The following is a 23,672-nucleotide window of genomic DNA, read 5'->3' as shown; positions in this document are numbered from 1 at the left end:
GCTCAGGTCAGCGCGACCCCCGGGGCTGCGCCATCCGCGGCCTCGATCCGCCCGATCCGCCTGGCCGCCTCGAAGCCGTGCCGGGCGAAGATCTCCAGCACCGCGTCTTCGGCCTCGGGGGCCGTGCTGACCAGAAGCCCGCCGCTGGTCTGCGGGTCGGTCAGAAGCGCGCGGTCGTCCTCGGCGAACCCGTCGGGCAACAGGACGCTTGTGCCATAGCTCTGCCAGTTCCGGCCCGAGGCACCGGTCGCGCAACCCGCCGCCAGCAGCGCGCGCACGCCGTCCATCACCGGCACGGCGCCCCAGTCCAGCACCGCCCGGCAGCCCGCACCGCGCGCCAGTTCCAGCGCATGGCCCGCCAGCCCGAACCCGGTCACGTCGGTCAGCGCATGCACGCCGTCAAGCGCGGCCAGATCGGGGCCGGGCGTGTTCAGCCGCGTCGTCGTGTCGATCATCCGGGCATAGCCGCCCGCATCAAGCAGCCCCTTCTTCAGCGCGGCCGACATGACCCCGGTGCCAAGCGGCTTGCCGAGGATCAGCAGATCGCCCGGCCGTGCGCCGGTATTGGCCCGGACCCGGTCGGGATGGACGAGGCCCAGCGCCACCAGCCCGTAGATCGGCTCGACCGAATCGATGCTGTGCCCGCCCGCAACCGGAATGCCCGCCGCCGCACAGGCCGCCGCGCCGCCTTCGAGGATACGGCCGATGGTATTGGTCGAAAGCTTGGCGATGGGCATGCCGAGAAGCGCCAGCGCCAGGATCGGCCGCCCGCCCATGGCATAGACGTCGCTTAACGCGTTGGTCGCGGCGATGCGGCCGAAATCATAGGGGTCGTTCACCACCGGCATGAAGAAATCCGTGGTCGCGACCAGCGCCTGGCTGTCGTTCAGCCGGTAGACTGCGGCATCGTCGGAACTGGCGGTGCCGATCAGCAGATCGGGCGGCACCGGCAGGCCGGGCATTTTCGCCAGCAACTCGCTCAGCACCCCGGGCGCGATCTTGCAGCCGCAGCCGCCGCCATGGGCCAAGGACATCAACGCGGGCTCGTCGGTCATGCGGGGTCTCCCTGCGGGCAATCCCCGCGATAGGACCGCCCGCCGGGCGCCGCTGTCAACGGAAAGCCGACCCGGCGCATGCCGGAGCGGCACCGGCCCGGATCGGCGACAAAGCCGCTTCTGGCGCATCCGGCACTGGCAACGCGCGCGCGGCTGGGGCATGTCGGAGGGGACGAGGTTGCCCGCCGCGCCGTTCGACCGGAGCCCGAGATGCTGAACGACCCCCGTTCCCATGGCCTTTGGCAAGAGACCGCACCCGCGCTCGCCTTGGCGGACACGCCCCCGCTGACAGGGCCCGCCGAGGCCGATTGCGTCATCGTCGGCGCGGGCTATACCGGGCTGTCGGCCGCGCTGCATCTGGCCGAGGCGGGCCTGCGGGCCGTGGTGCTTGAGGCGGCAGAGGTCGGCTTTGGCGCCTCGGGCCGGAATGTCGGGCTGGTCAATGCCGGGATGTGGACCCTGCCCGACCAGATGCCGAAGGCGCTGGGTCCCCTCTACGGCCCCCGGCTGCTGGAGCTTCTGGGGTCCGCCCCGGCCGAGGTCTTTGCCCTGATCGCGCGGCACGGGATCGCCTGCGAGGCGGTGCGGAACGGCACGCTGCATTGCGGGGTCGGCGCGGCCGGGCTGGCAGAGCTGACCGAGCGCGCCCGGCAATGGCGCGCACGCGGCGCCCCCGTCGAGCTGCTGGATGCCGCCGAGGCGTACCACCGGATCGGCGGCGGGTCCTATGCCGGGGCGCTTTGGGACCGGCGCGCGGGCACGGTGCAGCCGCTGGCCTATGCGCGCGCGCTCGCCCGGGCCGCAATGGCCGCAGGCGCGGCGATCCATGCCCGAAGCCCGGCGACCGGAATTGTCCGCGAGGGGGGCGACTGGGTGGCCCGAAGCCCGTCCGGGCAGGTCCGCGCGAAATGGCTGGTGCTGGCGACCGACGTCTATACCCGGCAGGTCGCGGCCGGGCTGCGCCGCGAACAGGTGGGACTGCCCTATTTCAACATGGCAACGCCGCCCCTGCCGCCCGAGATCCGCGCGACGATCCTGCCGGGGGGCGAGGGCTGCTGGGATACGCGGCAGGTGCTGTCCTCGTTCCGGCTCGATGCCGCCGGGCGGCTGGTCTTCGGGTCGGTCGGGCAGCTTGCCACGCCCGATTTCGCGGTCCATCGCGCCTGGGCGCTGCGCGCCATGCACCGGATCTTTCCGCAGCTGAGGGGCATCGGCTTTGCAACGCACTGGTTCGGCTGGATCGGCATGACCGGCGATCACCTGCCACGCCTGCACCTGCCGGGCGAGAATGCAATCGCCATGGCTGGCTATAACGGCCGGGGCATTGCGCCCGGCACCGTCTTCGGCAAGGCCATCGCCGCCCATGTCGCGGGCGATCTGCCGCTCGAGGCGATGCCGCTGCCCGTCTCGAGGCTCGCGCCCGCGCCGCTTCGCCGGGGGCGCGAGCTGGTCTTCCGCGCCGGGGCCATGGCCCTGCACCTTCTATCCGACCACTGACGAGACCCAGACATGCCAAGCCTGCACCTGACCCATCAGGTCCCGCCCCAACTTCTGTCCCGCGCCGCGGGGAGCCTCTCGATCCTGCTGCTGTCTGCGCTGATCGCGGGGACGCTTGCCAGCGGACGGCTGACCGGCGCGGGCGCGCTTCTGGACATCGCGGCCATCGCGGCGGTGGCGCTGGCGCTGTTGCGGCTGGACCGGGTGTCGCGGATCGCGCGGATCTTTCTTGCCGCCGCCGCACTGTCGGTCGCGCTGGTGGCGATGGCGCTGCCCGAGGCGATGCCCGCAATGCGGCACGCGCTGATGCAGGGCACGGCCTTTTCGGCTTTCCTGACGGCGCTGGCGCTGATCCGGGCGCCGGTGCGCGGCTCGAAGGCCATCGGACGGGCGGCCGAGGCGCTGTTTGCCCATACCGCGCGGGTGCGGATCCTCGCGGTCAGTCTGGGCGCGCAAGCCATTTCGGTGCTGTTCAATATCGGCACCATCGGCATGATCTCGGATATCGCAGCCGATCACGATGCCCGCCGCGCGGCCGAGGGGCGGCGGCGGATCGACACCGGGGCGATGACGCTGGCCGCGCTGCGCGGCACGCTGATGATGACGGTCTGGTCGCCCATCGGGCTGGGCTTTGCCATCGTCACCAGTTCGATCCCCACGCTCGACCCGGTGCTGTTCCTGGCGCTGGCCCTGGCCGCGGCCCTGACCATCGCGGTCAGCACCGCGCTTCTCGACGCGCGGAAGGCCCCCGCGCCGTCGGGTCAGGCAGCCGAGGCCCCTCCGCCCGGATCGGCCGCCGCGCTGGTCGCGGTGCTGGCGGCCGTGGCGGGTCTGGTGGCGGTGACGATCCTCCTGCACCGCCTGCTGGACATCAGCTTCCTCGTTGCCGCCTGCATCGTGCTGCCGCTTCTGGCCGTGATCTGGCCCCGGATCGAGCGCGGCCTGCCCCGATCCGGCGGCGGCACGCTGGCCCGCGTCTCGGCCGCCTCCGAGGGCATGGCGACCGAAAGCACCATTTTCCTGGCCGCCGCCGTGATCGGCGCGGCAGTCGCCCAAGGGGCGCAGGCGATGGGCATCAACGCGCTGATCGAGCGCGGGTCCCTGCCGCCGCTTGCGGTGATCCTCGCCTGTCTGCTGGCGATCCCGGCCGCGGGCGCGCTGATGATCCCCCATTCCATCGTCATGGTGATGGCCGCGCAACTGTTCGGCGCCAGCCCGGTCGGCGCCCAGCACCCCTATGCGCTGGGGCTTGCGCTGTGCCTGGCCTGGGCGCTGGCGATCTCGGCCTCGCCGATCTCGGCCATGTCGATCATCACCGGTCGGCAATTGAACCGCCCGCCCCATCATGTGACGTTCAGGGTCAACCGGGGCTTCACGCTGGTCGCCATGTCGCTCGCCCTGGCGATGACCGCCCTTGTCTATGTCGTCGAATAGGCCCGGCCCGGTGCCCCGGTCCGGGGCCTTGGCCCAAGCCCAGCAGGAAGGATCGCAAATGACCCTGAAAACCGAAACCGACGCGCTTCTGGCACAGCTTGGCGTCGCGCGCGGCGCCTTTACCGGCGGCGGCATGGCCAGCTTTTCGCCCATCACCGGCGAAGCGATTGCCGATCCCGCACCCGCGACCGCAGACGAGGCCGCCGCCGCCATCGCCCGCGCCAAGGCGGCCTTCCGGGTCTGGCGCATGGTGCCCGCGCCCAGGCGGGGCGAACTGATCCGGCTTTTCGGCGAGGAATTGCGCGCGGCCAAGGCCGAGCTTGGCCGTCTGGTGTCGATCGAGGCGGGCAAGAGCCCCTCGGAAGGCGCGGGCGAGGTGCAGGAGATGATCGACATCTGCGATTTCGCGGTGGGCCTCTCGCGCCAGCTTTACGGGCTGACCATCGCGACCGAGCGCCCCGGCCACCGGATGATGGAAACCTGGCACCCGCTGGGGGTGGTCGGCGTGATCTCGGCCTTCAACTTTCCGGTCGCGGTCTGGTCCTGGAACACGGCGCTGGCGCTGGTCTGCGGCGATCCGGTGATCTGGAAACCCTCGGAAAAGACCCCGCTGACCGCGCTGGCCTCGATGGCGATCCTCGACCGCGCGCTTGCACGGTTCGGCGAGGCGCCCGAGGGGCTGGCACAGGTGCTGATCGGCGGCGCCGAGGTCGGCGCGGCGCTGGTCGACAGCCCCGATGTGGCGCTGGTCTCGGCAACCGGCTCGACCCGGATGGGGCGGATCGTCGGGCCGAAGGTGGCCGCCCGCTTCGGCCGCGCGATCCTGGAACTGGGGGGCAACAATGCGGGCATCGTCTGCCCCTCGGCCGATCTCGACATGGCGCTGAGGGCGGTGGCCTTTGGGGCGATGGGCACGGCCGGGCAGCGCTGCACCACGATGCGGCGGCTTTTCGTGCATGAGGATGTCTATGACACGCTCGTGCCCGGCCTGATCCGGGCCTATGGCTCGGTCACCGTCGGCAACCCGCTGGAGACCGCGGCGCTGGTCGGGCCCCTGATCGACGGCGCCGCCTATCGGGCGATGCAGTCCGCGCTGGAAGCCGCGCGCGCGGCGGGCGGAACCGTTCATGGCGGCGAGCGCGTGGCCATCGGCCCCGACACCGCCTTCTACGCCCGCCCCGCGCTGGTCGAGATGCCCGACCAGACCGGCCCGGTTCTGGAAGAAACCTTCGCGCCCATCCTCTACGTGATGAAATACAGCGACCTCGACGCGGCGATCGAGGCGCATAACGCGGTGGGCGCCGGGCTGTCGTCCTCGATCTTCACCACCGATCTGCGCGAGATGGAGCTGTTCCTGTCGGCCCGCGGGTCCGATTGCGGCATCGCCAACGTCAATATCGGCACGTCGGGCGCCGAGATCGGCGGGGCCTTCGGTGGCGAGAAGGAAACCGGCGGCGGGCGCGAAAGCGGGTCGGACGCCTGGAAGGGCTACATGCGCCGCGCCACCAACACCATCAACTATTCGCGCGAGCTGCCGCTGGCCCAGGGCGTCGTCTTCGACATCTGAGGCGGCTCAGGTGCCCGGGTCGGACAGTTCCAGCTCGTCGAGATCCTCGCGCAGGGTCTCGACCTCGTTCAGGTACGAAAGGCCCGCCTCGCCCAGCGCAGCAGCGCAGTCCGTCGCCAGAAGCCGCATCAGCGCCAGCGCGCCCGCATAGGAATCGCGCGGCGTGCGGGTTTCCACCGCGCAGGTGAAGGTCCAGACGGCATGGGCCGGGGCGCCGCGCAGGCTGGCATCGCAGACCAGCAGCACCCGCGCGCCGCGCGCGGCCACCGCCTGCACCAGCCGCGAGAACCGCGCCGGGCGCCGCCTGAGCCCGACGATCACTGCCACATCCTCGGGGCCGAGCCCGGCAATACCCTCGGCCGCGGTCTGCCCATCAAGAAGCAGCGGCGCGACATCGGGCCGGATCTGGGCCAGCTGGGCTGTCAGGTAGTCGGCCAGAAACCGGCTGTTGCGAAAGCCCATGACCCGCACCCGCCGCGCCTGACCCAAAGCCCCGGCCGCCTCGCGCAGCAGCGCCGGATCGACCCGTGTCAGCGTCGCCTCGATCAGGTCGGCCTCGGCCCGGATCAGACGGGCAAAGGGTCGCCCCTCCTGCCCCGGCTCGGTCTCTTCGGTCATGAACAGGGGCGAGCCGGTCTCGCGCAGCTTGCGCGCATCGAGCCGGGCGCTTTCGAAATTGCGATAGCCAAGCCGCTGCACGATCCGGCTGACCGTGGCGTTCGACACGCCCGCCTGCGCTGCCAGCTCCGAGGCGGTCCAGACCGCCATTTCGTGCGGCGCCGACAGGATCGCGTCGGCCACCTTGCGTTCGCCCCCCGGCAGGCCGTCATAGGCCCGGTGGATCCGCTTGAGCAGCGATCCGGCCGGTTCGGCCCCGTCTTCCATTTGCGCGCCGGGCATGGTCATGGCGCGACGTTTTCACAGAACCGACTCAGGCGCAAATCTGTTTTCACTCCACCTCTGGCGCTCCTGTCCGGACGGCCCGGCAAACATCTTGCGCTTGATTTCGAGGCGCATCCCGATGCGAGACGCCCATTCGTGCGGCAGATGAGGGATGAAATCATAGTTTCTCTATTTTATATTTTGCGAAAATTCATTTTCATTTCCAGTCTGACGCCAGGACGGCCTGCCCCTTCCCGTTCCGCTACGAAAGGACACCGCATGAACCGCAGAGACCTTCTGAAGACGGCCCTGGCCGGGACGGCGCTCGGCGCCTTCGGTCCCGCTTTCCGGGCCGATGCCGCCACCGGCATCCTGTGGATGACCTGGGAGAACCTCGCCAAGGACGACTACCTCGCCCCGTTCATCGCCGCCAACGACATCTCCCTGACCAAGACCTTCATCGGCACCGATGACGAACAGTTCGCCAAGCTGCGCGCGGGCGGCGCCGATTCCGTCGACCTGATCACGCCCGGGCTCGACAAGGTGGAATATTACACCGCCTCGGACCTGCTGCAGCCCATCGACTTTGCCAGGGTGCCGAACGCCGCCAAGCTTTACGACACCTTCAAGCAGACGCCGCTGGGCAAGGTCGACGGACAGACCTACGGCATCCCGTTCTATTGGGGCATCAACCCCATCGTCTACCGCGCCGATCTGATGGAAGCCGAGCCCGACTGGTCGGTCTTCTTCGAGGGCGACGCCTATAACGGCAAGCTGGCGATGCGCGACTATGCGCTGGAAGGCATCATGATCGCGGCGATGTATCTGGGCATCCCCGAATCCGAGATGTTCACCATGGACGACCGCCAGCTGGCCGAGGTGAAGAAGGTTCTGAAGATCCAGAAATCGAAGCTCCGCACCTACTGGAACTCGATCGGCGACCTGACCAACCTCTTTGCCACCGGCGAGGTGGTTTGCGCCTTCTCCTGGGTGCCGCCCTATTACGAGCTTCGCGCCAAGGGCATCGACATGGGCATGGCCAAGCCGAAGGAAGGCGTCATCGGCTGGTGCGATACCATCGCGGTACCGAAGGGCGTCGAGGGCGCGCGGCTCGACGCGGCCTTCGCGCTGGTCGACTACCTGCTGGGCCCCGATTACGGCAAGATGCTGGCGGTGGGCGGCCCCTATGCGCAATCGACCTCGGCCGCGCGCGACCTGCTGAGCGACGAGCAGCAGGACAAGATCTTCGTCAAGGACCTGTCGGTGATGGACAGCTTTGTCTGGAAGCAGAACCCGCCCCGCTATGGCGACTGGGTCGCCCTCTGGAACGAAGTGAAGGCCAGCTGAGAATGGCTGTTGCCGCAAAAACCGCAGCCGGGCGCCGGACGCGCCCGCTGCTGGAGGTCATCGCGCTGCACAAGTCCTACGGGTCCGTTCAGGCGGTGCGGGGGATCGACCTGTCGCTGGCCAATGAAAGCTATGTGACCCTGCTGGGGCCCTCGGGCTGCGGCAAGACCACGCTCCTGCGCATGGTCGGGGGCTTCGAGGCCATCGGATCGGGCACGCTGATGCTGGACGGGATGCGGCTGGACGATCTGCCCGCGAACCGGCGTCCGATCAACACCGTCTTTCAAAGCTACGCGCTGTTCCCGCATCTGTCGGTTCTGGAAAACGTGGCCTTCGGGCTCAGCTATCGGGCGGTCCCCAAGGACAGGATCAAGGCCCGCGCCCGCGAGGCGCTGGCGACCGTCCGGATGGAGGCCATGGCCGACCGGCGGCCGCGCCAGCTGTCGGGCGGCCAGCAACAGCGCGTGGCGCTAGCCCGCGCCATCGTCAACGAACCGCGGCTTCTGTTGCTGGACGAGCCGCTGTCGGCGCTCGACCGCCGGATGCGCAAGGACATGCAGATCGAGCTGAAGGACCTGCAACGGCGGCTGGGCATGACCTTCCTGCATGTGACCCACGACCAGGAAGAGGCCTTTGCCCTGTCGGACCGGATCGTCGTGATGCGCGACGGCCGGATCGAACAGCAGGGCGCGCCGGGCGACATCTACACCCGCCCCGCCACCGCCTATGTGGCCGATTTCATCGGCGGCGCCTCCTGCCTGCCGGGGCGGATCCTCGGTCCCGCCGGCAAGGGTTATGCCATCGAGACCGCGCTGGGTCGGCATGTCGTGCCCGGGGTGGCCGGGCTGAGCGTGGGGGCGCGGGCGGTGCTGTGCCTGCGGTCAGAACAGGTGGCGCTGGGGGACACCGGCACGCCCGCCGAAGTGACCCACGCGGTCTATCGCGGCGCCGACTGGCTTCTGGAATGCGTGGCGGGCGGGCAGCTCTTTCAGGTTGCCCATGCCGGGCCGCCCCCCGCCCCGGGCGAGACGGTGCGGCTGTCCTTCGACCCCGACCGGGTCTGGATCGCGCGGGAGGCCGCATGATGCGCCCGCAATCCGCCGGAAACTGGCTGGCCCTGCCCGTGGTCGCGGCGCTGGGTGCGCTTTGCCTCGCGCCGCTTGCGATCCTCTTTGCCTATTCCTTCTTCTCGGTCGATTTCGTCACAATCTCGCACGATCCGAGCCTGAAGAACTACGCCCGCATCCTGCAGTCCGAGACCTATCGCGGGCTGATCGCGCGTGCCTTCGGATCGGGGCTGCTGGTTGCCGCGATCACCGCCGTGATCGGCTATCCCGTCGCCTGGTTCCTGGCCAAGCGGGCGGGCGCGGCCAAGACCATGCTGCTGACGCTCTTGCTGGTGCCGCTTTATTCCGGGGACCTGCTGCGCATCTTCGCCTGGCGGGTGCTGCTGGGCGCCGAGGGCGCGATCAACCGCAGCCTGATTTGGCTTGGCGCCATCGACGCGCCGCTGCAGGGGCTGCTGTTCAGCCCGCTCGCCACCCATATCGCGCTGACCTACAACTACCTGCCCTTCATGGTGATCGGGCTGTGGCTGGCCTTCGAAAGCCTCGACGACGCCTGGCTGGAGGCCGCAGCCGACCTGGGCGCCCCCGGGCGGGACCGATTTCGGCGGGTGACGCTGCCGCTGACCGCGCCCGGGCTGATCGCGGGCGGGCTGATGGTCTTCGTGATGGTGGTGGGCGACTATCTGACGCCGCAGCTTCTGGGCGGGGCCTCGGGCGTGACCGTGATCTCGGCCATCAACGACCTCTTTGGCACCGCCTTCGACTGGCCGCTGGGCTCGGCCATCGCCTGGACCATGCTGGCGATCCTGATGCTGTGCTTCGGCGCGGGCGCCACCCTGATCCGGCGGTCGAGCCTCGTGGCGGAGGGCGCCTGAATGTCCCGTCTCGGAACGCTCTGGGTCTGCCTCGTCTTCGGCTTCATGTATCTGCCGATCGCCATGATCGCGCTCTTCTCGGTCAATGCCTCGGATGTCATGGCCTTTCCGCTGACCGGCGTCACCGGCCAGTGGTTTGCCGAGATCCTCGGCGACGGCCGTCTGGGAGGCGGCTTCCTGACCACGCTGGCGGTGGCCTTTCCGGTGGCGCTGCTGACCACCCTTCTGGGCGCCGCAGCGGCACTGGCCCTGACCTTCTACGCCACCCGCTTCCGCGTGCTCTTCGCGGCGCTTCTGCTGCTGCCCTTCCTGGTGCCGCGGCTGATCCTTGCCGTGGCGCAACTGATCCTCTTCAAGGAACTGGGCGTGTCGCGCTCGCTCCTGACAGTGATCGCGGGGCAGTCGGTCATCATCCTGCCCTTCACCACGGTCATCGTCGCCTCGGTCCTGATCCGCATCGACCGCCGCCTGATCGAGGCCGCCGCCGATCTGGGCGCCTCGGGCTGGTGCAGCTTTCGCCGGGTGGTGCTGCCGCTGATGGGCAACGGGCTGATGGCCGCCTGGGTCATCGCCTTCGTGCTGTCCTCGTCGGAATACGTGCTGACCGCGTTCCTGTCGGGCCGCCAGCAGGCGCTGTCGGTGCTGGTGGCGTCCGATTTCCGCTTCGACCTTTCTCCCAGCCTCAACGCGCTCGCCGTGCTGATCGTGCTGGGCAACATCGCCCTCGTGGTGATCGCCGAGGCGATCCGCCACCGCGCGGGGCGGCTCAACTGACCATGCAGGGGACCATGACCCAGACGCTTTCCTTCTCCAACACGCTGGGCCAGGGCGCCCGGACCGAGATCGTCCTGAACCCTCACTGCGCGCCCGGCTACGGCCCCGCGCAAGAGGCCGTTCTGAACGACGCCGCCTTCGCCCGCGCCCGCGCCACCATCGCCGCCTGGCCTGGCTATGCGCCGACGCCGCTGCTGAGCCTGCCCGGGCTTGCGGCCGAGGCCGGGATCGCCAGGCTTCACTACAAGGACGAGGCCGGGCGCTTCGGGCTTGGCAGCTTCAAGGCACTGGGCGGGGCCTATGCGGTGCTGCGGCTTCTCGCGCGCGAGATCGCGGCCCGCGAGGGCATCGCCGAACCGACGGCAGAGGCGATCCTCGCGGGCGATCATGCCGCGACCGTCTCCGCCATCACCGTCTGCTGCGCTACCGACGGCAATCACGGCCGGTCGGTCGCCTGGGGCGCGCGCACGTTCGGCTGCCGCTGTACGATCTTCATCCACGCGACCGTGTCCGAGGGCCGCAAGGCCGCCATCGAAGCCTATGGCGCCGAGGTCCGCCGCTGTGCCGGAAATTACGACGACAGCGTCCGCGAGGCGCAGCAGACCGCCACCCGCGAGGGTTGGTTCGTGGTCTCTGACACCTCCTATCCGGGCTATACCGAGGTCCCGAAGGACGTGATGCAGGGCTATGAACTGATGGCGGCCGAGGCCGCAGACCAGCTTGGTGCCGCCCCCACCCATATCTTCGTTCAAACGGGCGTCGGCGGCGTCGCGGCGGCGGCGGCAGCCCATTTCCGCCGCCGCCATGGCGCGGCCGCGCCGAAGGCGATCCTGGCCGATCCCGAGGCCTCCGCCTGCTGGGTCGAGACGATCCGCGCGGGCAGGCCCACCGCCGTCACCGGCGATCTCGACACGCTGATGGCGGGGCTTGCCTGCGGCGAGGTCTCGCTTCTGGCCTGGGAGGTGCTGAAGCCGCTGGCCTTTGCCGCGGTCTCGGTCGCGGACGCGGATGCGGTGGCGATGATGCGGCGGCTCGCGCGTCCCCTGCCGGGCGATCCGGCCATCGTCGCGGGCGAATCCGCCGTCGCAGGACTGGCCGCGCTGATGGCTGCCGCCGCCAACCCCGAGGCCGCGGCGGCGCTGGGTCTGGGGCCGGACTCGCGGGTGCTGCTCTTCGGGACCGAGGGCGACACCGACCCCGCGCTTTACGAGAAACTGGCCGGGCGCCCGGCCGCCGAGGTGAGGGCCGAGGCATGACAGCGGACCTGACGATCGACCTCGACCGGCTGATGGGCCGGATCGCCGCACTGGGCCGGATCGGCGCCCTGCCCGGCGGCGGCTGCAAGCGGCTGGCCCTGACCCCCGAGGATGCCGAGGGCCGCGCGCTGGTCACCGGCTGGTTCCGCGACCTCGGGCTTGACGTCCATACCGACGTGATCGGCAATTGCTGGGCGATCCGGCCGGGGCGGTCGGGTGGCGCGCCGGTGGTGATGGGCTCGCATATCGACACGGTCGCGACCGGCGGGCTCTATGACGGGGTGCTGGGCGTTCTGGGCGGGCTCGAGGTCATCGAAAGCGCGATCCAAGCCGGAATAGAGACTGAAAGGCCGCTGGCCGTGGCCTTCTTCACCAATGAGGAAGGCGCGCGCTTCGCCCCCGACATGATGGGATCGGGCGTCGCGCAGGGCGGGCTCGACCTGGACGAGATGCTGGCCAAGGTCGGGATCGACGGGGTCAGCGTGGCCGAGGCGCTGGCAGCCATCGGCGCCGCCGGGTCCCACCCGGTGGGTGCGCTGGCACCCGACACCTATCTGGAGCTGCATATCGAGCAGGGCCCGGTGCTTGAGGCCGAAGGGCTTGCCATCGGGGTCGTGACCGGGGTGCAGGGAATTTCCTGGAGCGAGATCACGGTCGAGGGGCAGGCCGCCCATGCCGGCACCACGCCGATGGCGCTGCGCCATGACGCGGGGCTGGTGGCGGCGCGGATCGCGGCCGAGGCGCGGGCCATCGCCGACGCGTTCGGTCCGCCGCAGGTCGCGACCGTGGGCCGGATCGCGCTGACACCCGATCTGGTCAACGTGATCCCCGAACGCGCCGTGCTGACCGTCGATCTGCGCAACACCGACGAGGCCCGGCTGCAAGCGGCCGAGGCCCGTCTTTTCGCGCAAGCCGAGGCTTTCGCCGCCGCCGAGGGCTGCCGCCTGTCGCGCCGCACGCTGGCCCGGTTCGAACCGGTGGCCTTCGACGCAACGCTGGTCGACGCCGTCGAGGCGGGGGCCGCGGCGCTGGGGCTGACACACCGGCGCATGCCCTCGGGGGCGGGCCATGACGCGCAGATGTTCGCGCCGCGCTGCCCCTCGGCGATGATCTTCGTGCCCTCGCAAGACGGCATCAGCCACAACATCCGCGAATACACCGCGCCCGCGCAGATCGCGCCGGGCGTCCGCCTGCTGGCGCAGGTGGCGCTGGCCCGCGCGGGCCGGGTCGACCAGAAAGGACAGACCGAATGAGCCGCAAGATCGTCGCAGCCGCCGCCCAGCTGGGCCCCATCGCCCGGACCGAGCCGCGCAGCTCGGCCGTTGCGCGCATGCTGGCGCTGATGGAAGAGGCGCACCGGCGCGGCGCCCGCCTCGTCGTCTTCCCCGAACTGGCGCTGACCAGCTTCTTTCCGCGCTGGCTGATCGAGGACGAGGCCGCGCTCGACGCCTTTTATGAAACCGAGATGCCGAACGCCGATACCCGGCCGCTTTTCGATGCCGCGGCGCGACTGGGCATCGGGTTCTATCTGGGCTTTGCCGAACTGCTGACAGAGGGCGGGGTCAAGCGGCGCTTCAACGCCTCGATCCTCGTCGATCCCGAGGGCCGGATCGCGGGCCGCTACCGCAAGGTTCACCTGCCGGGGCATTACCATCCCGAGGACTGGCGCCGCTTTCAGCACCTGGAAAAGCGCTATTTCGAACATGGCGATCTGGGCTTTCCGGTCTACGACTTCATGGGCGGCAAGGCGGGCATGTGCCTGTGCAACGACCGCCGCTGGCCCGAAACCTTCCGGGTTCTGGCGCTGAGGGGCGCCGAACTGGTCATGCTGGGCTACAACACGCCGCAGCACTATCCGCAGGCGCCCGAACACGACCATCTGCAGGATTTCCACAACCATCTCAGCCTGCAGGCGGGGGCCTATGCCAATGGCTGCTGGGTGATCGGCACCGCCAAGGCCGGGCTCGAGGAAGGTTGCGAACTGATCGGCGGCAGCTGCATCGTGGCCCCGACGGGCGAGATCGTGGCGATGGCCCAGACCCGGGGCGACGAGGTGGTGACCGCCGAGATCGACCTCGACCGCTGCAGCGAGCTGCGCAAGAACATCTTCAACTTCGCGCTGCACCGCGAGCCTGGAGATTACGGCCCGATCTGCGAGGGCGCCGAGGCACGGGCGGCCGAGCGCGAGGCGATCACCAAAGGCAGCCGCTTCGACCGCGACTGACGCGCCGCCCGGTCGTCACGGCCGGGCCGGATTTCCATCGCGCCGGGCGTGCACGACGACCGACATGCCCGGCGCCAGACGGTCCTCGCCGGTCTGGCCGGGATCGATCTCGATCCGGACCGGAAGCCGCTGGGCGATCTTGGTGAAGTTCCCGGTCGCGGTCGAATTGCCGAGCACGCTGAATTCCGAGGCGGTGGCGGGCGACAGCATCGACACGGTGCCCGCGAACGGCCGGTGGCCCAGCGCATCGACATCGAAGCGGACAGCCTGCCCCGGATGCAGCCCGGACAGGTCGGTTTCCTTGACGTTGGCGATCACCCAGATCCGGTCGGACACCAGCGACATCAGCGCACTGCCCGCGGTCACGTATTGCCCCACCCGCACATTGATCTGGCCCAGCCGACCGTTTTCGGGCGCACGGATCGCGGTATGTTCAAGGTCGATCTTGGCCAGCTCGACCGCCGCCAGTTCGGCAGTGACGCTGGCGCTGAGCGTGTCGGTGCGCACCTTGGCGGTGCCCAGATCCTCGCGTGCCACATCGACATCGCTGAGCGCCTCGGTCAGTGCCGCCTCGGCCTGACGCAGCTTGAGCTGGGAATCCTCGGCATCGGCAGCCGAGATCACGCCCTTTTCGCGCAGCCGGTCCTGCCGGTTCCATTCGGCCCGGGCGGTGTCGACCGCGGCACGGGCGGCCTCGGCCGCGGCCTTGCGCGAGTCGAGCGTGGCGCGGGCAGAGTTGATGTCCTGGTCGTTGGCCTTCAGCGCGGCCCGGGCGCTGGCCAGTTCGGCCTCGGCCCGCGCAAGGGTCTGCCGGGCGGTCCGGTCGTCGAGCCGCACCAGCACGTCGCCGGTCGCCACGGTCTGGAAGTCCGACACCGGCACTTCGGTCACATAGCCCGCGATCTGCGGCGACAGCGTCGCGACATTGCCCCGCACATAGGCGTTCTCGGTACGGATCTCGTCCCCGGCAAAGGGCGGCAGATGCCACGCGTAAAGAACGACGACGACGCCGAGAAGGCCGATCAGCACGATCAGAAAGGTGGGGATGTGGTGTTTCAGGATATGCACGTGAGAAACCTCATTTGGCGGCGGGGCCGGGTCCGGCCATCCGCGCCCGCAGCCAGTCGCGCGCTATATGCCCCAGAAGCGCGGCAAGCGCGCAGAAGGCAAGCGTCGAGATCAAGGCAGAGACATCGTTATAGGCGGACACCGTCGCCTCGCGGGTGACATCCGAGGCCAGCCGGGCGACCGCCTGGGTCTGCAGCTGGCCCGGATCGGCGACGCTGGATGACAGCTGCGCCCGGATCCGGGCCAGCCGGGCGGCCACCAGCGGGTCGCCGACCTGAAGCTGGGCGTCGATCCATTGCGCATGGGCCGTGGTCCGGGCGGCCACGAAGGTCCGGTAGAGCCCCGCGCCGATCGTGCCGCCAAGGATCTGGCTCGACAGAAAGACGATGACGAAGCTCAGCAGATATTGCGGGCCCTTGCTGAACGCCTTGACCAGCCCGGTCGCCATCGCCGACGGCAGGAACAGCGCCGCGGCAAAGCCGACCATGCCCTGGCTCAGCATCCGCTGGGCCGGGCTGACATCGGAATTGGCATGGGCCTCCAGCGCCGAGCCGACCGCGATCAGCAGAAGCGCCACCACATGGATCGCCGGTACGCGCTCGATCTTCATCACCAGCGCGCAGGCGACGCCGCCGGCCACGGTGGCCAGCGAGATCACCCAGAACAGCGGGGCGATCTGTTCGGGCGCGTAGCCCAGCGCCTGAAACAGGCCGGGCGCCCCGGCGGTCTGTTCGGACAGGATGATCCGGAAGACCAGCAGCGCCGCGCTGAGATGCAGGATCTCGGGCGTCGTGATCCAGCGCACGTCCAGAAGCGGCGCCTTGCGGTGCAGCTCGATCACCAGCGCCGCCACCACCCCGGCAATCGACAGCGCCAGCACCGGTCCGATCCAGGGCGCGGCGGTCCACCAATAGATGTAGCCGGTGGTAAAGCAGGACACGAGCCCGCCGAACGCAGCGGCGATCAGTCCGAACGAGATCAGATCGAGCCCCCGGATCACCCGGACCCGGTCGCCATGCGGCAGCGGCAGACGGAACACCAGAAACAGGCAGACCATCGACATGCCAAGCTTGAGCAGCAGGATGCTGGTCCAGCTGCCATCGGTGAGGATCTCTGGGCTGAGCGCCCGCGCCAGCGGCATGCCGAGCGACATGAAGGTCAGCGCGCATGGCAGGCCCAGCCTCATCTTCAGCCGCTGCGGCAGCGGTTCCAGCGCATAGAGGATGGCCAGCGTCGACAAGGGCGCCGCCGAGATCCCCGACAGCAGCTCGACCACCAGCGCCGAGCGCAGATCGACGGTCAGCAGGCTCAGAAGCGCCACCGCCGCATAAAGCGCGATGGACACTTCCGCAAAGCGGCGCAGCCCGTATTGCGCCCGGATCTTGATCAGCATCAGTGGCAACGAGGCGCGCGGCGCCATGAAGGCCACGATCAGCCAGGAAGTCTGGCTTTGGGTGGCACCAAGCTCGCCGGCCAGCGTCGGGATATTGGCTGCCAGAAAGCCCTGCCCCAGCGATTGCGAGACGCCGATGAAAAGCGAGGCGCCGATATAGGCCAGGGCCAGCGGCAGCGGTTTCGGCACGAAAGGCGGAGGTTTTGGCACGGGGGGAGCGGAAGGCGGCGTCTCGCTCATCGGACGCCCATCGCATCGAGGTTCCGCTGGATCTTGCGGATCGTCGCCAGCGCCCGGTCAAGCTCGTCCGGATCGATGCCGCGATAGACCTCACGCCGCAGATCGTCGGTGAACTCCGTGACATCTCGCGCCTGCCGACGGGCGTCCGCCGTCAGATAGAGGCAGCGCACCCGCTTGTCCTCGGCCGAGAAGCGACGTTCGACCAGACCCGCCGCCTCGAGCGCATCGAGGGTGCGGTTCATCGAGGGCGTCCGGATATCCAGCCGCTCGGCCAGTTCTACCTGGGTCAGACCCTCGCAACCGGCGATGGTGACCAGCGCCTGTGCCCGCGCATAGGTCATGTCAAGCGCGGTGGCGCGCGCATTGAACCGCTTGCGGATCCCCCGCACCAGCCGGAACACCTCGGGCAGAAACGTCTTCTGAACGGCCTGCATCCCCGGATCGCCTTTTAATTACCCTGCTAATGATTAGGAGGATAAGGTTTCGCCCGGCGGAGGCAAGCAGGTCCGGATCACGAAGTCTCGACAACGAGGGGCGAGGTCAGCGCCGCCGGGCGCCCGCTTCGCGGTCGAGCGTTGCCCGTTCAGCCGCGTCCAGACGCGCCAGCGCTCCGGCTTCCGACCCGGTCTCGGCCAGCGCGCGGACCCAGATCCGCGCGACCGAGGCCGCGCTCCAGGGCAGCACCGCCCGGGCCGCCCAGGCCCGGGCCGGGGCAGGCAGACGGTCATGCGCCGCCATCGGGCAGAGCCGCCGCCGGGACCGAAGCGAACTTCGGGCGTTGCCGGTCACGCCCCGTGACCCCAATTCGGAAACGGGTCTGCCAGCCGCGCCCAGGCCTCGGGCTCGAACCGCGTCTCGGGCACCAGGCACCGGTCGAGCATGGCCGTGATACGGGCACGGTTCATTGTCCCGAGCGTGCCGATGAAGACCAGCTCCTGGCGACGGTCGCCGAATTCCCCGGCGACGCGTTCGGCCATGCGCGCGCGCTCTTCGGGTGGCCAATGGGCCTCGGGCACGGCCGCCCACCAAAGCCCCAGCCCGCGCACCTCGACCATCGGACCCGCCATCGAGAATTCGCCCGCCCAGTGCGGCCGCGTCGCGATCCAGAAATGCCCCTTTGCCCGGATCACGCCCGGCAGCGGGGTGTCGAAGAACGTGGCCAGCCGGGTCGGGTCGAACGGCCGCTCGGTCCGGTAGACGAAGCTGGTGATGCCGTATTCCGCATCCTCCGGGACGTGATCGGCAAAGCCGTAAAGCTCCTTGACCCAGGTCGGGTGGCGGTGGGCGGCCTCGAAGCTGAACCGCCCGGTGCCGAGGATGTCGGTCGTCGCGACGCGGCCGAAATCGGTTTCGACGATCCGGGCATCGGCGTTCAGCGCACGCAGGATCGTCCGGGCGGCGGCCAGATCCATGGCCGAGGCGGCAGAGACCTTGTTCAGCACGATCACGTCGGCAAACTCGATCTGGTCGGTCAGAAGGTCGACCAGGCTGCGGTCATCCTCAGCGCCGAGGTCCTCACCGCGGTCGGCCAGGAAATCGCGAGACGAGAAGTCGCGAAGCAGGTTGGCGGCATCGACCACAGTGACCATGGTGTCGAGCCGCGCAATGTCCGACAGAGACCGGCCTTCGCCGTCGCGAAACTCGAATGTGGCCGCGACCGGCAGCGGCTCGGACACCCCGGTGCTTTCGATCAGCAGGTGATCGAAGCGGCCCTCTTCCGCCAGCCGCCGAACCTCGACCAGCAGGTCGTCGCGCAACGTGCAGCAGATGCAGCCATTGGTCATCTCGACCAGCCGCTCTTCGCCCCGGGTCAGCGCGCCACCGGCCCGGACGAGATCGGCGTCGATGTTGACCTCCGACATGTCGTTGACGATCACCGCGACCCGGCGCCCCTCTCGGTTGTTGAGCACATGGGTCAGCAGCGTCGTCTTTCCGGCGCCGAGAAAGCCGGAAAGGACGGTTACGGGAAGGCGGTCGGCCATGCGGCACCTGTTTGTTATACTATATCATATGTGATAGTATAACATAGATTCAGAAGCAAGCGACCGATGCGCCCGTCGCCAGGATCGGGACAGGATGGGCAGCGGTGCGAAACCGCGCCGAGTGCGATTTTTCGCAGAAAAATCGGGCGCCTGCTCAGCCGTAGCTGCGGGTGCCGAAGATCGCGCTGCCGACGCGCACATGCGTCGCCCCCAGCGCCACGGCCTGCTCGAAATCGTCGCTCATACCCATGGAAAGACCGGCCAGCCCGTTCCGCGCCGCGATCTTCGCCAGAAGCGCGAAATGCAGGGACGGCGTTTCCTCGACCGGTGGAATGCACATCAGCCCCCGCACAGGCAGATCCATACCCCGGCATTCCGCGATGAAGGCATCCACCTCCGCGGGCAGCACCCCGGCCTTCTGCACCTCTTCCCCGGTGTTCACCTGGATGAAGAGATCCGGGCAGGCTCCCCGCTCCTGCGCGTGATCGGCCAGACGCCGGGCCAGCTTGGGCCGGTCGAGCGAGTGGATCGCATCGAAAAGCTCTACCGCCTGTCGCGACTTGTTGCTTTGCAGCGGACCGATCAGGTGCAGCTCGACCTCTCCGAATCGCTCGCGGAAGGCTGGCCACTTGCCCGCCGCTTCCTGCACTTTGTTCTCGCCGAAGATGCGCTGCCCCTCTTCCAGAACCGCCTCGACCCGCTCCAGCGGCTGCACCTTCGAGACGGCGATCAACGTCACCGACCCGGGTGCGCGCCCGGCCGTCCGTTCCGCGTTCGCCAACCGCGCGCGAATGTCCTCAAGCCCCATTGTCGTCTCCGATCGCATCGCCCAGCGCCTCCGTCAGCTCGGCCAGTTCGTCGGCATGCCGCTGCCAGGCCTTCATCGAGGTGGCATAGATCGGCTGCCGCACCTGGGCGAGGCTCAGCGTCGCAACCCGGCGCTCGGTCTTGTGGAAATTCAGGCAATTGTCCTGCCAGTCCAGTCCGCAGGCCGCGACCAGCGCCCGGGCCTGGGTTTCGGGATCGGCGATCAGGTCCTCATAGCGGATTTCGTAAAGACCGCCGGGCAGCTTCCTGCGCCAGAAATCGATCATCTCGCGGAACATCCGGTAGTAAAGCCCCAGATCGCGCAGGTTCGTCGCGTAGCGGTGCGTGCCTTCGGCAAACATGTTCTTGTAGATCGACAGGCAGATGTCGCGCGGATCGCGATGCACGATCACGATCCGCGCGCGGGGCAGCGCCAGCCGGACCAGCCCGGCCACCATATAGGTCTGGATCGACTTGTCGCTCACCAGATCCGACCCCGGAAACCGGCTCCGGAACTCCGTCTCGATGCGATGGCCCAGCGCCGCGATCTCGGCATCGCCGATCCGGTCGAGCGGCCGCAATCCGTCCGCCCCCTGCAGCAGCTTCATCGTCTCGGCCGCCACATAGGCGATTTCACCGCCGCCCGTGACCCGCGAATGACTGGCCACGATCTGCTCGACCAGTGTGGTGCCCGAGCGGGGCATGCCGGTGATGAAGATCGGCGCGTACTCCGCGGCGCCCTCGATTTTTCGCTCAGAAAAATCGGTGTCCTCGAAGGCGGCCATCACCGCGTCGATCTCGGCCCGGCGTTCGGCGATGTCATAGGGATGCCGCGCCCGCATCAGGTCGTTGGCGGGCCTCAGATAGCCAAAGACCCGGTCATGCGCCTTGATCTGCTCCATCGCCGCCGACAGCGCGAATCCCAGATGCATCCGGCTTTCATCGCCCAGCGCCGGATCGGCGAACAGCGCCTCCATCTGGGCCAGCAGAGGATCTTCGGGCGTCACCTTGTACGTGGCCAGCATGGTCCGGTAATGCTCGCCGTTGCGGGGCTCCAGCGCGATGGCCTGCCGGAAATCGGCTTCGGCGGCGGCAAACTCGCCCAACGATTGCAGCAGCATGCCGCGCAGACTGTAGGCAAGCGCCAGGCCCGGCTCGGTGGCAATCGCGGCGTCATAGCTTTCCCGCGCGGTGTCGGTCCGGCCCTGCTTGGCCTGCGCCTCGGCCAGACGGACACGGACGATGGCGCGGTCATGCCCGGCGTCGATCGCCGCCTCCAGGACCGTCTCGGCCGCCGCCGGGTCGCCCGTCTCCATCAGCAGATGCGCCAGTGCCAGATGCCCGTCGAGATAACGGGGCTCGGCTGCTACCGCCCGGCGAAGCGCCGCCTCGGCCTCGGCCTTCCGCCCGAGCCGGGCGAGCCCCTCGCCCAGCGCGGCCAGCGTCAGCGGGTTCTTCGGCGCGCGCACCAGTGCGGCCTCCAGGTGCCGGACGCCCGCCGCCACTTCGCCGGTCCGGACCAGAAGCCGACCGAGCCCTCCGCGCAATTCGGGGTAGTCGGGCGCCAGCGCCAGCCCCGCCTCGAAGCTCGTACGGGCGGCGGCGGTCTTGCCCAGGTCTGTCTGAGCCGCGGCCAACAGCGCAAAGGCCACGGCCGAATCGGGATGCGCCCGGGTCAAGGCCTCGGCGCGCCGTTCGGCTTCGCCGGGGCGGCCCGCCCGCAACGCGGCCAGCACCGCCTCGGCCGCCTGCGGCGGCGCCGACCCAAGCGGGGCGCGGGGGCCGCCTTTCGCGGGGGCAAGCCGGGCCTCGAGCGTCGAGAGCAGTGCCGCGGGCAGCCCCGCTTTGCGCGCGGCCTTCAGAAAGCGCGTGGTCCGGGCGGGATCGCCAAGCCGGGCCAGCGCCTCGGCCTCCATCTGCCAGATCGCGGCCTCGGCGGGCCGGGCCTTGCGCGCCGTTTCGAACCGGGCCGCGGCCTCGGCTGCGGCGCCGCGTGCCAGAGCGATCCGGCCAAGCTGGACCGCGGCCTCGGCCAGTCCGGGCTGGCCGTCGAGAAGCGCGCGATAGGCCGCTTCGGCCGCCTCGATCCGGCCCGCGCGCTGCAGGCGCTGCGCCTCGTCGAAGCGGCGCTTCGTCTCGGTCTGGCTCAGCGGCAGCATGGTCGAACTCCTTCCGGGGCGGTGTCGAGGCCGGGGTAGCACGCCGCCGCCGCCTTGTCGATTTCGCGCCGGGCGCCGAACGCCTCCCCGCAAATGAAAAGAGCGGACCCGAAGGTCCGCTCTTCCCAATTCGAAGTCCGGGTGGACTTAGAAGGACATCGCAACGCCGAGCGAGTAGGTCTCGTAGTCGCCGTCGTTGTTGTCGACGTCCGAGTCGCTGTAGCCGGCGACGATCGCGGCACCGCCGCCCAGATCGTAGGCCGCGGTCAGAGCCCAACCGTCAGCATCGTCGCCCGAGGTGTCGAACTTGCCGTAGCTGGCGCCCACGGACAGCGCGTCCATGGTGTAGCCCAGGCCGATCGCGTAGTGATCGACGTCCGAGTTGCCAGCGCCGCTCGGATCGTAGTTCGAGTATTCGAACCCGGCTTTGAAGCCGTTGTTGAAGTCGGCCGACACGGTCGCGGCAATGATGTCGACTTCGGTGCCGGCAGCCCAGCCCGCGAAGCCATAGTCGCTCAGGTTGCCCGGAGCCCAGCCGCCGATGCCGGCTTCCAGGTATTGGTAGCCGAGGCCGAAGCCGAGGCCAACGCCGCCCATGTCGGTGTTGTAGCTGATCGCCAGGGCGTAGCCGTTGTCGGCGTCGTCAGCGGTGGCGGGAGTGGTCCCTTTGTCGTCGTTCAGTTCCATCGACGCCGAGAAGCCGAAGTCGCCGAAGGTGTAGTCGTAGCGCAGGATCTGGTTGTCGTAGGCGCCGTCGCCATACGAACCCTGGTAGCCGGCGTGGACCGTTTCGTCGTCGCCGATGCTGTACTGGCCGACAGCGTTGTGGGCTTCGGTCAGGCGCTTGTCGACGGCGCCGTCGATTTCACCCAGGGTCAGGGTGCCGAAGTCGCCCGAGATGAAGACGGCTTCGTTGTCGAGCGACACGTTGCCGTTTGCGTTCGGCTCGGCGTCGGTCGAGAAGTCGACCGAGATCCCGAAGGACAGGCCGCTGTCGGTCTGGCCCGAGCCGACGACCGTCAGGGTGAAGTCGTTGTTGAATTCGACGCTCGAGTCACGGGTGTTGCCGACATAGGTGCTGACGCCCGGGGCGTCTTTGCCGCCGCCGACGATACCCATTTCCGCCGAGCCCGAGAAGGTGATGTCAGCCGCAGCGAAGCCGGCCGAGGCAACCAGCGCGGTGGTCGCGAAGAGAACCTTTTTCATGGTTTTCCCTCATTCGTTTCTAGATGCACCTCAGGCCGGAGCCCCGAACTGAGTATGTTCGTGGTGTCGCTCCTCCCCCCCTGAATTGCAAGGAACACGGTCCGGGGCCGCGAACGCTCCGCCCGATTGATGCAGCGATGCCACACAGCGGGTCCTGCCCCGGCAGGCCGCGGGACAGCCTGCCGCACCCGCTGTCGGCCTTGCTCCGGGACGCGCGCGCAAACGAGCCTTTGAAAAGGGAAAAACCTTGTCGGCTTTCCGTGCCTCCGGTAAAGACCCGAAAAGGATCGAAGGGGATAGTGAGAATGACCGTTTCCAGCTTCTCGCGCGTGGCGCTGATCGCCGTGGCAACGGCCGGTCTTTCGGGCTGCGGCGGCGGATGGTTCGGCGGCAGCTCGGACCCCGAGGCGCGGCAGGCCAACCTGGATGCGCAGTACCAGAACACCCCCATGGCCGAGGTCGAGCGCGAGCGCCGCTCGAAATCGACCGTCTGGGACCTGTTCAACAGCGACGACCCCAATGTGACGGTCGAGGTCAACAAGTACCTCTGGCAGGCCTCGCTGGAAGTGCTGAACTTCCTGCCGATTCGGTCGGTCGATCCCTTTACCGGCGTGATCGCGACCGATTACGGCACGCCGCCCGGCGGCGGTCGGGCCTACCGCGCCACCGTCTATGTGCAGGACCCGGCGCTGGATGCGCGGTCGCTGAAAGTGTCGCTGCAATCGAAGGGCGGCGCTGTCAGCCAGGAAACCGTGCGCGCCGTCGAGGACGCGATCCTGACCCGCGCCCGCCAGCTTCGCGTCCGCGACAGCCGACTCTAGCCTTCTCCCGAAGCCCGC

General features: G+C 69.0%; 21 protein-coding genes. 11 read left to right on the top strand and 10 right to left on the bottom strand.

From position 1 onward, the window contains the following. Positions 1 to 2: 2 nt before the first annotated feature. On the bottom strand, positions 3 to 1,055 hold the full coding sequence (gene selD, locus C8N38_RS07755; RefSeq protein ID WP_108025821.1) for a selenide, water dikinase SelD: 1,053 nt from the start codon (positions 1,053 to 1,055) through the stop codon (positions 3 to 5). Positions 1,056 to 1,265: 210 nt separating this feature from the next. Between selD and C8N38_RS07750 the strand changes: the two genes are divergently transcribed. From C8N38_RS07750 to amaB, 3 genes are read left to right on the top strand one after another with little or no spacing between them, the layout of a single operon-like run. Beyond that, positions 1,266 to 2,552 (top strand): NAD(P)/FAD-dependent oxidoreductase, encoded by a 1,287-nt coding sequence (locus C8N38_RS07750; RefSeq protein ID WP_108025951.1) that lies wholly within the window; start codon positions 1,266 to 1,268, stop codon positions 2,550 to 2,552. Between the two features lie 12 nt (positions 2,553 to 2,564). Beyond that, positions 2,565 to 3,986 carry a hypothetical protein gene (locus C8N38_RS07745; protein WP_108025819.1) on the top strand — a complete coding sequence of 474 codons (1,422 nt, stop codon included), beginning with the start codon at positions 2,565 to 2,567 and terminating at the stop codon, positions 3,984 to 3,986. Between the two features lie 58 nt (positions 3,987 to 4,044). Continuing rightward, on the top strand, positions 4,045 to 5,553 hold the full coding sequence (amaB, locus tag C8N38_RS07740; RefSeq protein ID WP_170120306.1) for an L-piperidine-6-carboxylate dehydrogenase: 1,509 nt from the start codon (positions 4,045 to 4,047) through the stop codon (positions 5,551 to 5,553). Between the two features lie 6 nt (positions 5,554 to 5,559). On the opposite strand, the gene C8N38_RS07735 is transcribed toward amaB, so the two are convergent. Continuing rightward, on the bottom strand, positions 5,560 to 6,459 hold the full coding sequence (locus C8N38_RS07735; protein WP_245895596.1) for a MurR/RpiR family transcriptional regulator: 900 nt from the start codon (positions 6,457 to 6,459) through the stop codon (positions 5,560 to 5,562). A gap of 255 nt (positions 6,460 to 6,714) precedes the next feature. Between C8N38_RS07735 and C8N38_RS07730 the strand changes: the two genes are divergently transcribed. The 7 genes from C8N38_RS07730 to C8N38_RS07700 are packed head-to-tail and all read left to right on the top strand — an operon-like array spanning position 6,715 to position 13,978. After that, positions 6,715 to 7,782, top strand: coding sequence for a substrate-binding domain-containing protein (locus C8N38_RS07730; protein ID WP_108025815.1), 1,068 nt, complete (start codon positions 6,715 to 6,717; stop codon positions 7,780 to 7,782). A 2-nt stretch (positions 7,783 to 7,784) separates the two neighbouring features. Further along, positions 7,785 to 8,867, top strand: a complete 1,083-nt coding sequence (locus C8N38_RS07725) for an ABC transporter ATP-binding protein (protein WP_108025813.1) — start codon at positions 7,785 to 7,787, stop codon at positions 8,865 to 8,867. Next, positions 8,867 to 9,724 (top strand): ABC transporter permease, encoded by an 858-nt coding sequence (locus tag C8N38_RS07720; protein WP_108025947.1) that lies wholly within the window; start codon positions 8,867 to 8,869, stop codon positions 9,722 to 9,724. The genes C8N38_RS07725 and C8N38_RS07720 overlap by 1 nt, the downstream gene beginning before the upstream one ends. Then, positions 9,725 to 10,498, top strand: a complete 774-nt coding sequence (locus C8N38_RS07715) for an ABC transporter permease (RefSeq protein WP_108025811.1) — start codon at positions 9,725 to 9,727, stop codon at positions 10,496 to 10,498. Between the two features lie 14 nt (positions 10,499 to 10,512). Beyond that, positions 10,513 to 11,754: a diaminopropionate ammonia-lyase gene (locus tag C8N38_RS07710; RefSeq protein WP_108025945.1), complete on the top strand. Its 1,242-nt coding sequence runs from the start codon at positions 10,513 to 10,515 to the stop codon at positions 11,752 to 11,754. Further along, positions 11,751 to 13,007: a Zn-dependent hydrolase gene (locus C8N38_RS07705; RefSeq protein ID WP_108025809.1), complete on the top strand. Its 1,257-nt coding sequence runs from the start codon at positions 11,751 to 11,753 to the stop codon at positions 13,005 to 13,007. The genes C8N38_RS07710 and C8N38_RS07705 overlap by 4 nt, the downstream gene beginning before the upstream one ends. Beyond that, positions 13,004 to 13,978, top strand: coding sequence for an N-carbamoyl-D-amino-acid hydrolase (locus tag C8N38_RS07700; protein ID WP_108025807.1), 975 nt, complete (start codon positions 13,004 to 13,006; stop codon positions 13,976 to 13,978). The genes C8N38_RS07705 and C8N38_RS07700 overlap by 4 nt, the downstream gene beginning before the upstream one ends. Positions 13,979 to 13,993: 15 nt before the next feature. Here the strand turns inward: C8N38_RS07700 and C8N38_RS07695 are convergent, their stop codons facing one another. From C8N38_RS07695 to C8N38_RS07660, 8 genes are all read right to left on the bottom strand, one after another. After that, positions 13,994 to 15,046, bottom strand: coding sequence for an HlyD family secretion protein (locus tag C8N38_RS07695; protein WP_108025805.1), 1,053 nt, complete (start codon positions 15,044 to 15,046; stop codon positions 13,994 to 13,996). A gap of 10 nt (positions 15,047 to 15,056) precedes the next feature. Beyond that, the gene (locus C8N38_RS07690; RefSeq protein WP_245895594.1) at positions 15,057 to 16,628 is read right to left on the bottom strand and encodes an MFS transporter; all 1,572 of its coding nucleotides are present in this window, start codon (positions 16,626 to 16,628) and stop codon (positions 15,057 to 15,059) included. A gap of 47 nt (positions 16,629 to 16,675) precedes the next feature. Beyond that, a complete protein-coding gene (locus C8N38_RS07685) occupies positions 16,676 to 17,113 on the bottom strand; it encodes a MarR family winged helix-turn-helix transcriptional regulator (RefSeq protein ID WP_108025801.1) in 438 nt (145 codons plus the stop codon). Positions 17,114 to 17,219: 106 nt separating this feature from the next. Then, positions 17,220 to 17,468 (bottom strand): DUF6525 family protein, encoded by a 249-nt coding sequence (locus tag C8N38_RS07680; RefSeq protein ID WP_220086793.1) that lies wholly within the window; start codon positions 17,466 to 17,468, stop codon positions 17,220 to 17,222. Continuing rightward, entirely contained in the window at positions 17,465 to 18,661 is a 1,197-nt protein-coding gene (locus C8N38_RS07675; RefSeq protein ID WP_108025797.1) for a GTP-binding protein, read from the bottom strand. The genes C8N38_RS07680 and C8N38_RS07675 overlap by 4 nt, the downstream gene beginning before the upstream one ends. 154 nt (positions 18,662 to 18,815) lie before the next feature. Continuing rightward, positions 18,816 to 19,469: a YggS family pyridoxal phosphate-dependent enzyme gene (locus C8N38_RS07670; protein ID WP_108025795.1), complete on the bottom strand. Its 654-nt coding sequence runs from the start codon at positions 19,467 to 19,469 to the stop codon at positions 18,816 to 18,818. Then, positions 19,459 to 21,627 (bottom strand): tetratricopeptide repeat-containing sulfotransferase family protein, encoded by a 2,169-nt coding sequence (locus C8N38_RS07665; protein WP_108025793.1) that lies wholly within the window; start codon positions 21,625 to 21,627, stop codon positions 19,459 to 19,461. Before C8N38_RS07665 ends, C8N38_RS07670 begins: the two co-directional genes overlap by 11 nt. 147 nt (positions 21,628 to 21,774) lie before the next feature. Beyond that, the gene (locus C8N38_RS07660) at positions 21,775 to 22,833 is read right to left on the bottom strand and encodes a porin (protein ID WP_108025792.1); all 1,059 of its coding nucleotides are present in this window, start codon (positions 22,831 to 22,833) and stop codon (positions 21,775 to 21,777) included. A 305-nt stretch (positions 22,834 to 23,138) separates the two neighbouring features. Between C8N38_RS07660 and C8N38_RS07655 the strand changes: the two genes are divergently transcribed. Next, positions 23,139 to 23,654: a DUF3576 domain-containing protein gene (locus C8N38_RS07655; RefSeq protein WP_108025790.1), complete on the top strand. Its 516-nt coding sequence runs from the start codon at positions 23,139 to 23,141 to the stop codon at positions 23,652 to 23,654. Positions 23,655 to 23,672: the final 18 nt, after the last annotated feature.

The sequence above is a fragment of the Rhodovulum kholense genome (assembly GCF_003053725.1).
Lineage (GTDB): Bacteria > Pseudomonadota > Alphaproteobacteria > Rhodobacterales > Rhodobacteraceae > Rhodovulum > Rhodovulum kholense.
This window is presented reverse-complemented; position numbering and strand designations above follow the sequence as displayed.

Coding starts and splice junctions, on each gene's coding strand:
- selD (WP_108025821.1), bottom strand. CDS start 1,055: ATGACCGACGAGCCCGCGTTGATGTCCTTGGCCCATGGCGGCGGCTGC.
- C8N38_RS07750 (WP_108025951.1), top strand. CDS start 1,266: ATGCTGAACGACCCCCGTTCCCATGGCCTTTGGCAAGAGACCGCACCC.
- C8N38_RS07745 (WP_108025819.1), top strand. CDS start 2,565: ATGCCAAGCCTGCACCTGACCCATCAGGTCCCGCCCCAACTTCTGTCC.
- amaB (WP_170120306.1), top strand. CDS start 4,045: ATGACCCTGAAAACCGAAACCGACGCGCTTCTGGCACAGCTTGGCGTC.
- C8N38_RS07735 (WP_245895596.1), bottom strand. CDS start 6,459: ATGACCATGCCCGGCGCGCAAATGGAAGACGGGGCCGAACCGGCCGGA.
- C8N38_RS07730 (WP_108025815.1), top strand. CDS start 6,715: ATGAACCGCAGAGACCTTCTGAAGACGGCCCTGGCCGGGACGGCGCTC.
- C8N38_RS07725 (WP_108025813.1), top strand. CDS start 7,785: ATGGCTGTTGCCGCAAAAACCGCAGCCGGGCGCCGGACGCGCCCGCTG.
- C8N38_RS07720 (WP_108025947.1), top strand. CDS start 8,867: ATGCGCCCGCAATCCGCCGGAAACTGGCTGGCCCTGCCCGTGGTCGCG.
- C8N38_RS07715 (WP_108025811.1), top strand. CDS start 9,725: ATGTCCCGTCTCGGAACGCTCTGGGTCTGCCTCGTCTTCGGCTTCATG.
- C8N38_RS07710 (WP_108025945.1), top strand. CDS start 10,513: ATGACCCAGACGCTTTCCTTCTCCAACACGCTGGGCCAGGGCGCCCGG.
- C8N38_RS07705 (WP_108025809.1), top strand. CDS start 11,751: ATGACAGCGGACCTGACGATCGACCTCGACCGGCTGATGGGCCGGATC.
- C8N38_RS07700 (WP_108025807.1), top strand. CDS start 13,004: ATGAGCCGCAAGATCGTCGCAGCCGCCGCCCAGCTGGGCCCCATCGCC.
- C8N38_RS07685 (WP_108025801.1), bottom strand. CDS start 17,113: ATGCAGGCCGTTCAGAAGACGTTTCTGCCCGAGGTGTTCCGGCTGGTG.
- C8N38_RS07675 (WP_108025797.1), bottom strand. CDS start 18,661: ATGGCCGACCGCCTTCCCGTAACCGTCCTTTCCGGCTTTCTCGGCGCC.
- C8N38_RS07670 (WP_108025795.1), bottom strand. CDS start 19,469: ATGGGGCTTGAGGACATTCGCGCGCGGTTGGCGAACGCGGAACGGACG.
- C8N38_RS07665 (WP_108025793.1), bottom strand. CDS start 21,627: ATGCTGCCGCTGAGCCAGACCGAGACGAAGCGCCGCTTCGACGAGGCG.
- C8N38_RS07660 (WP_108025792.1), bottom strand. CDS start 22,833: ATGAAAAAGGTTCTCTTCGCGACCACCGCGCTGGTTGCCTCGGCCGGC.
- C8N38_RS07655 (WP_108025790.1), top strand. CDS start 23,139: ATGACCGTTTCCAGCTTCTCGCGCGTGGCGCTGATCGCCGTGGCAACG.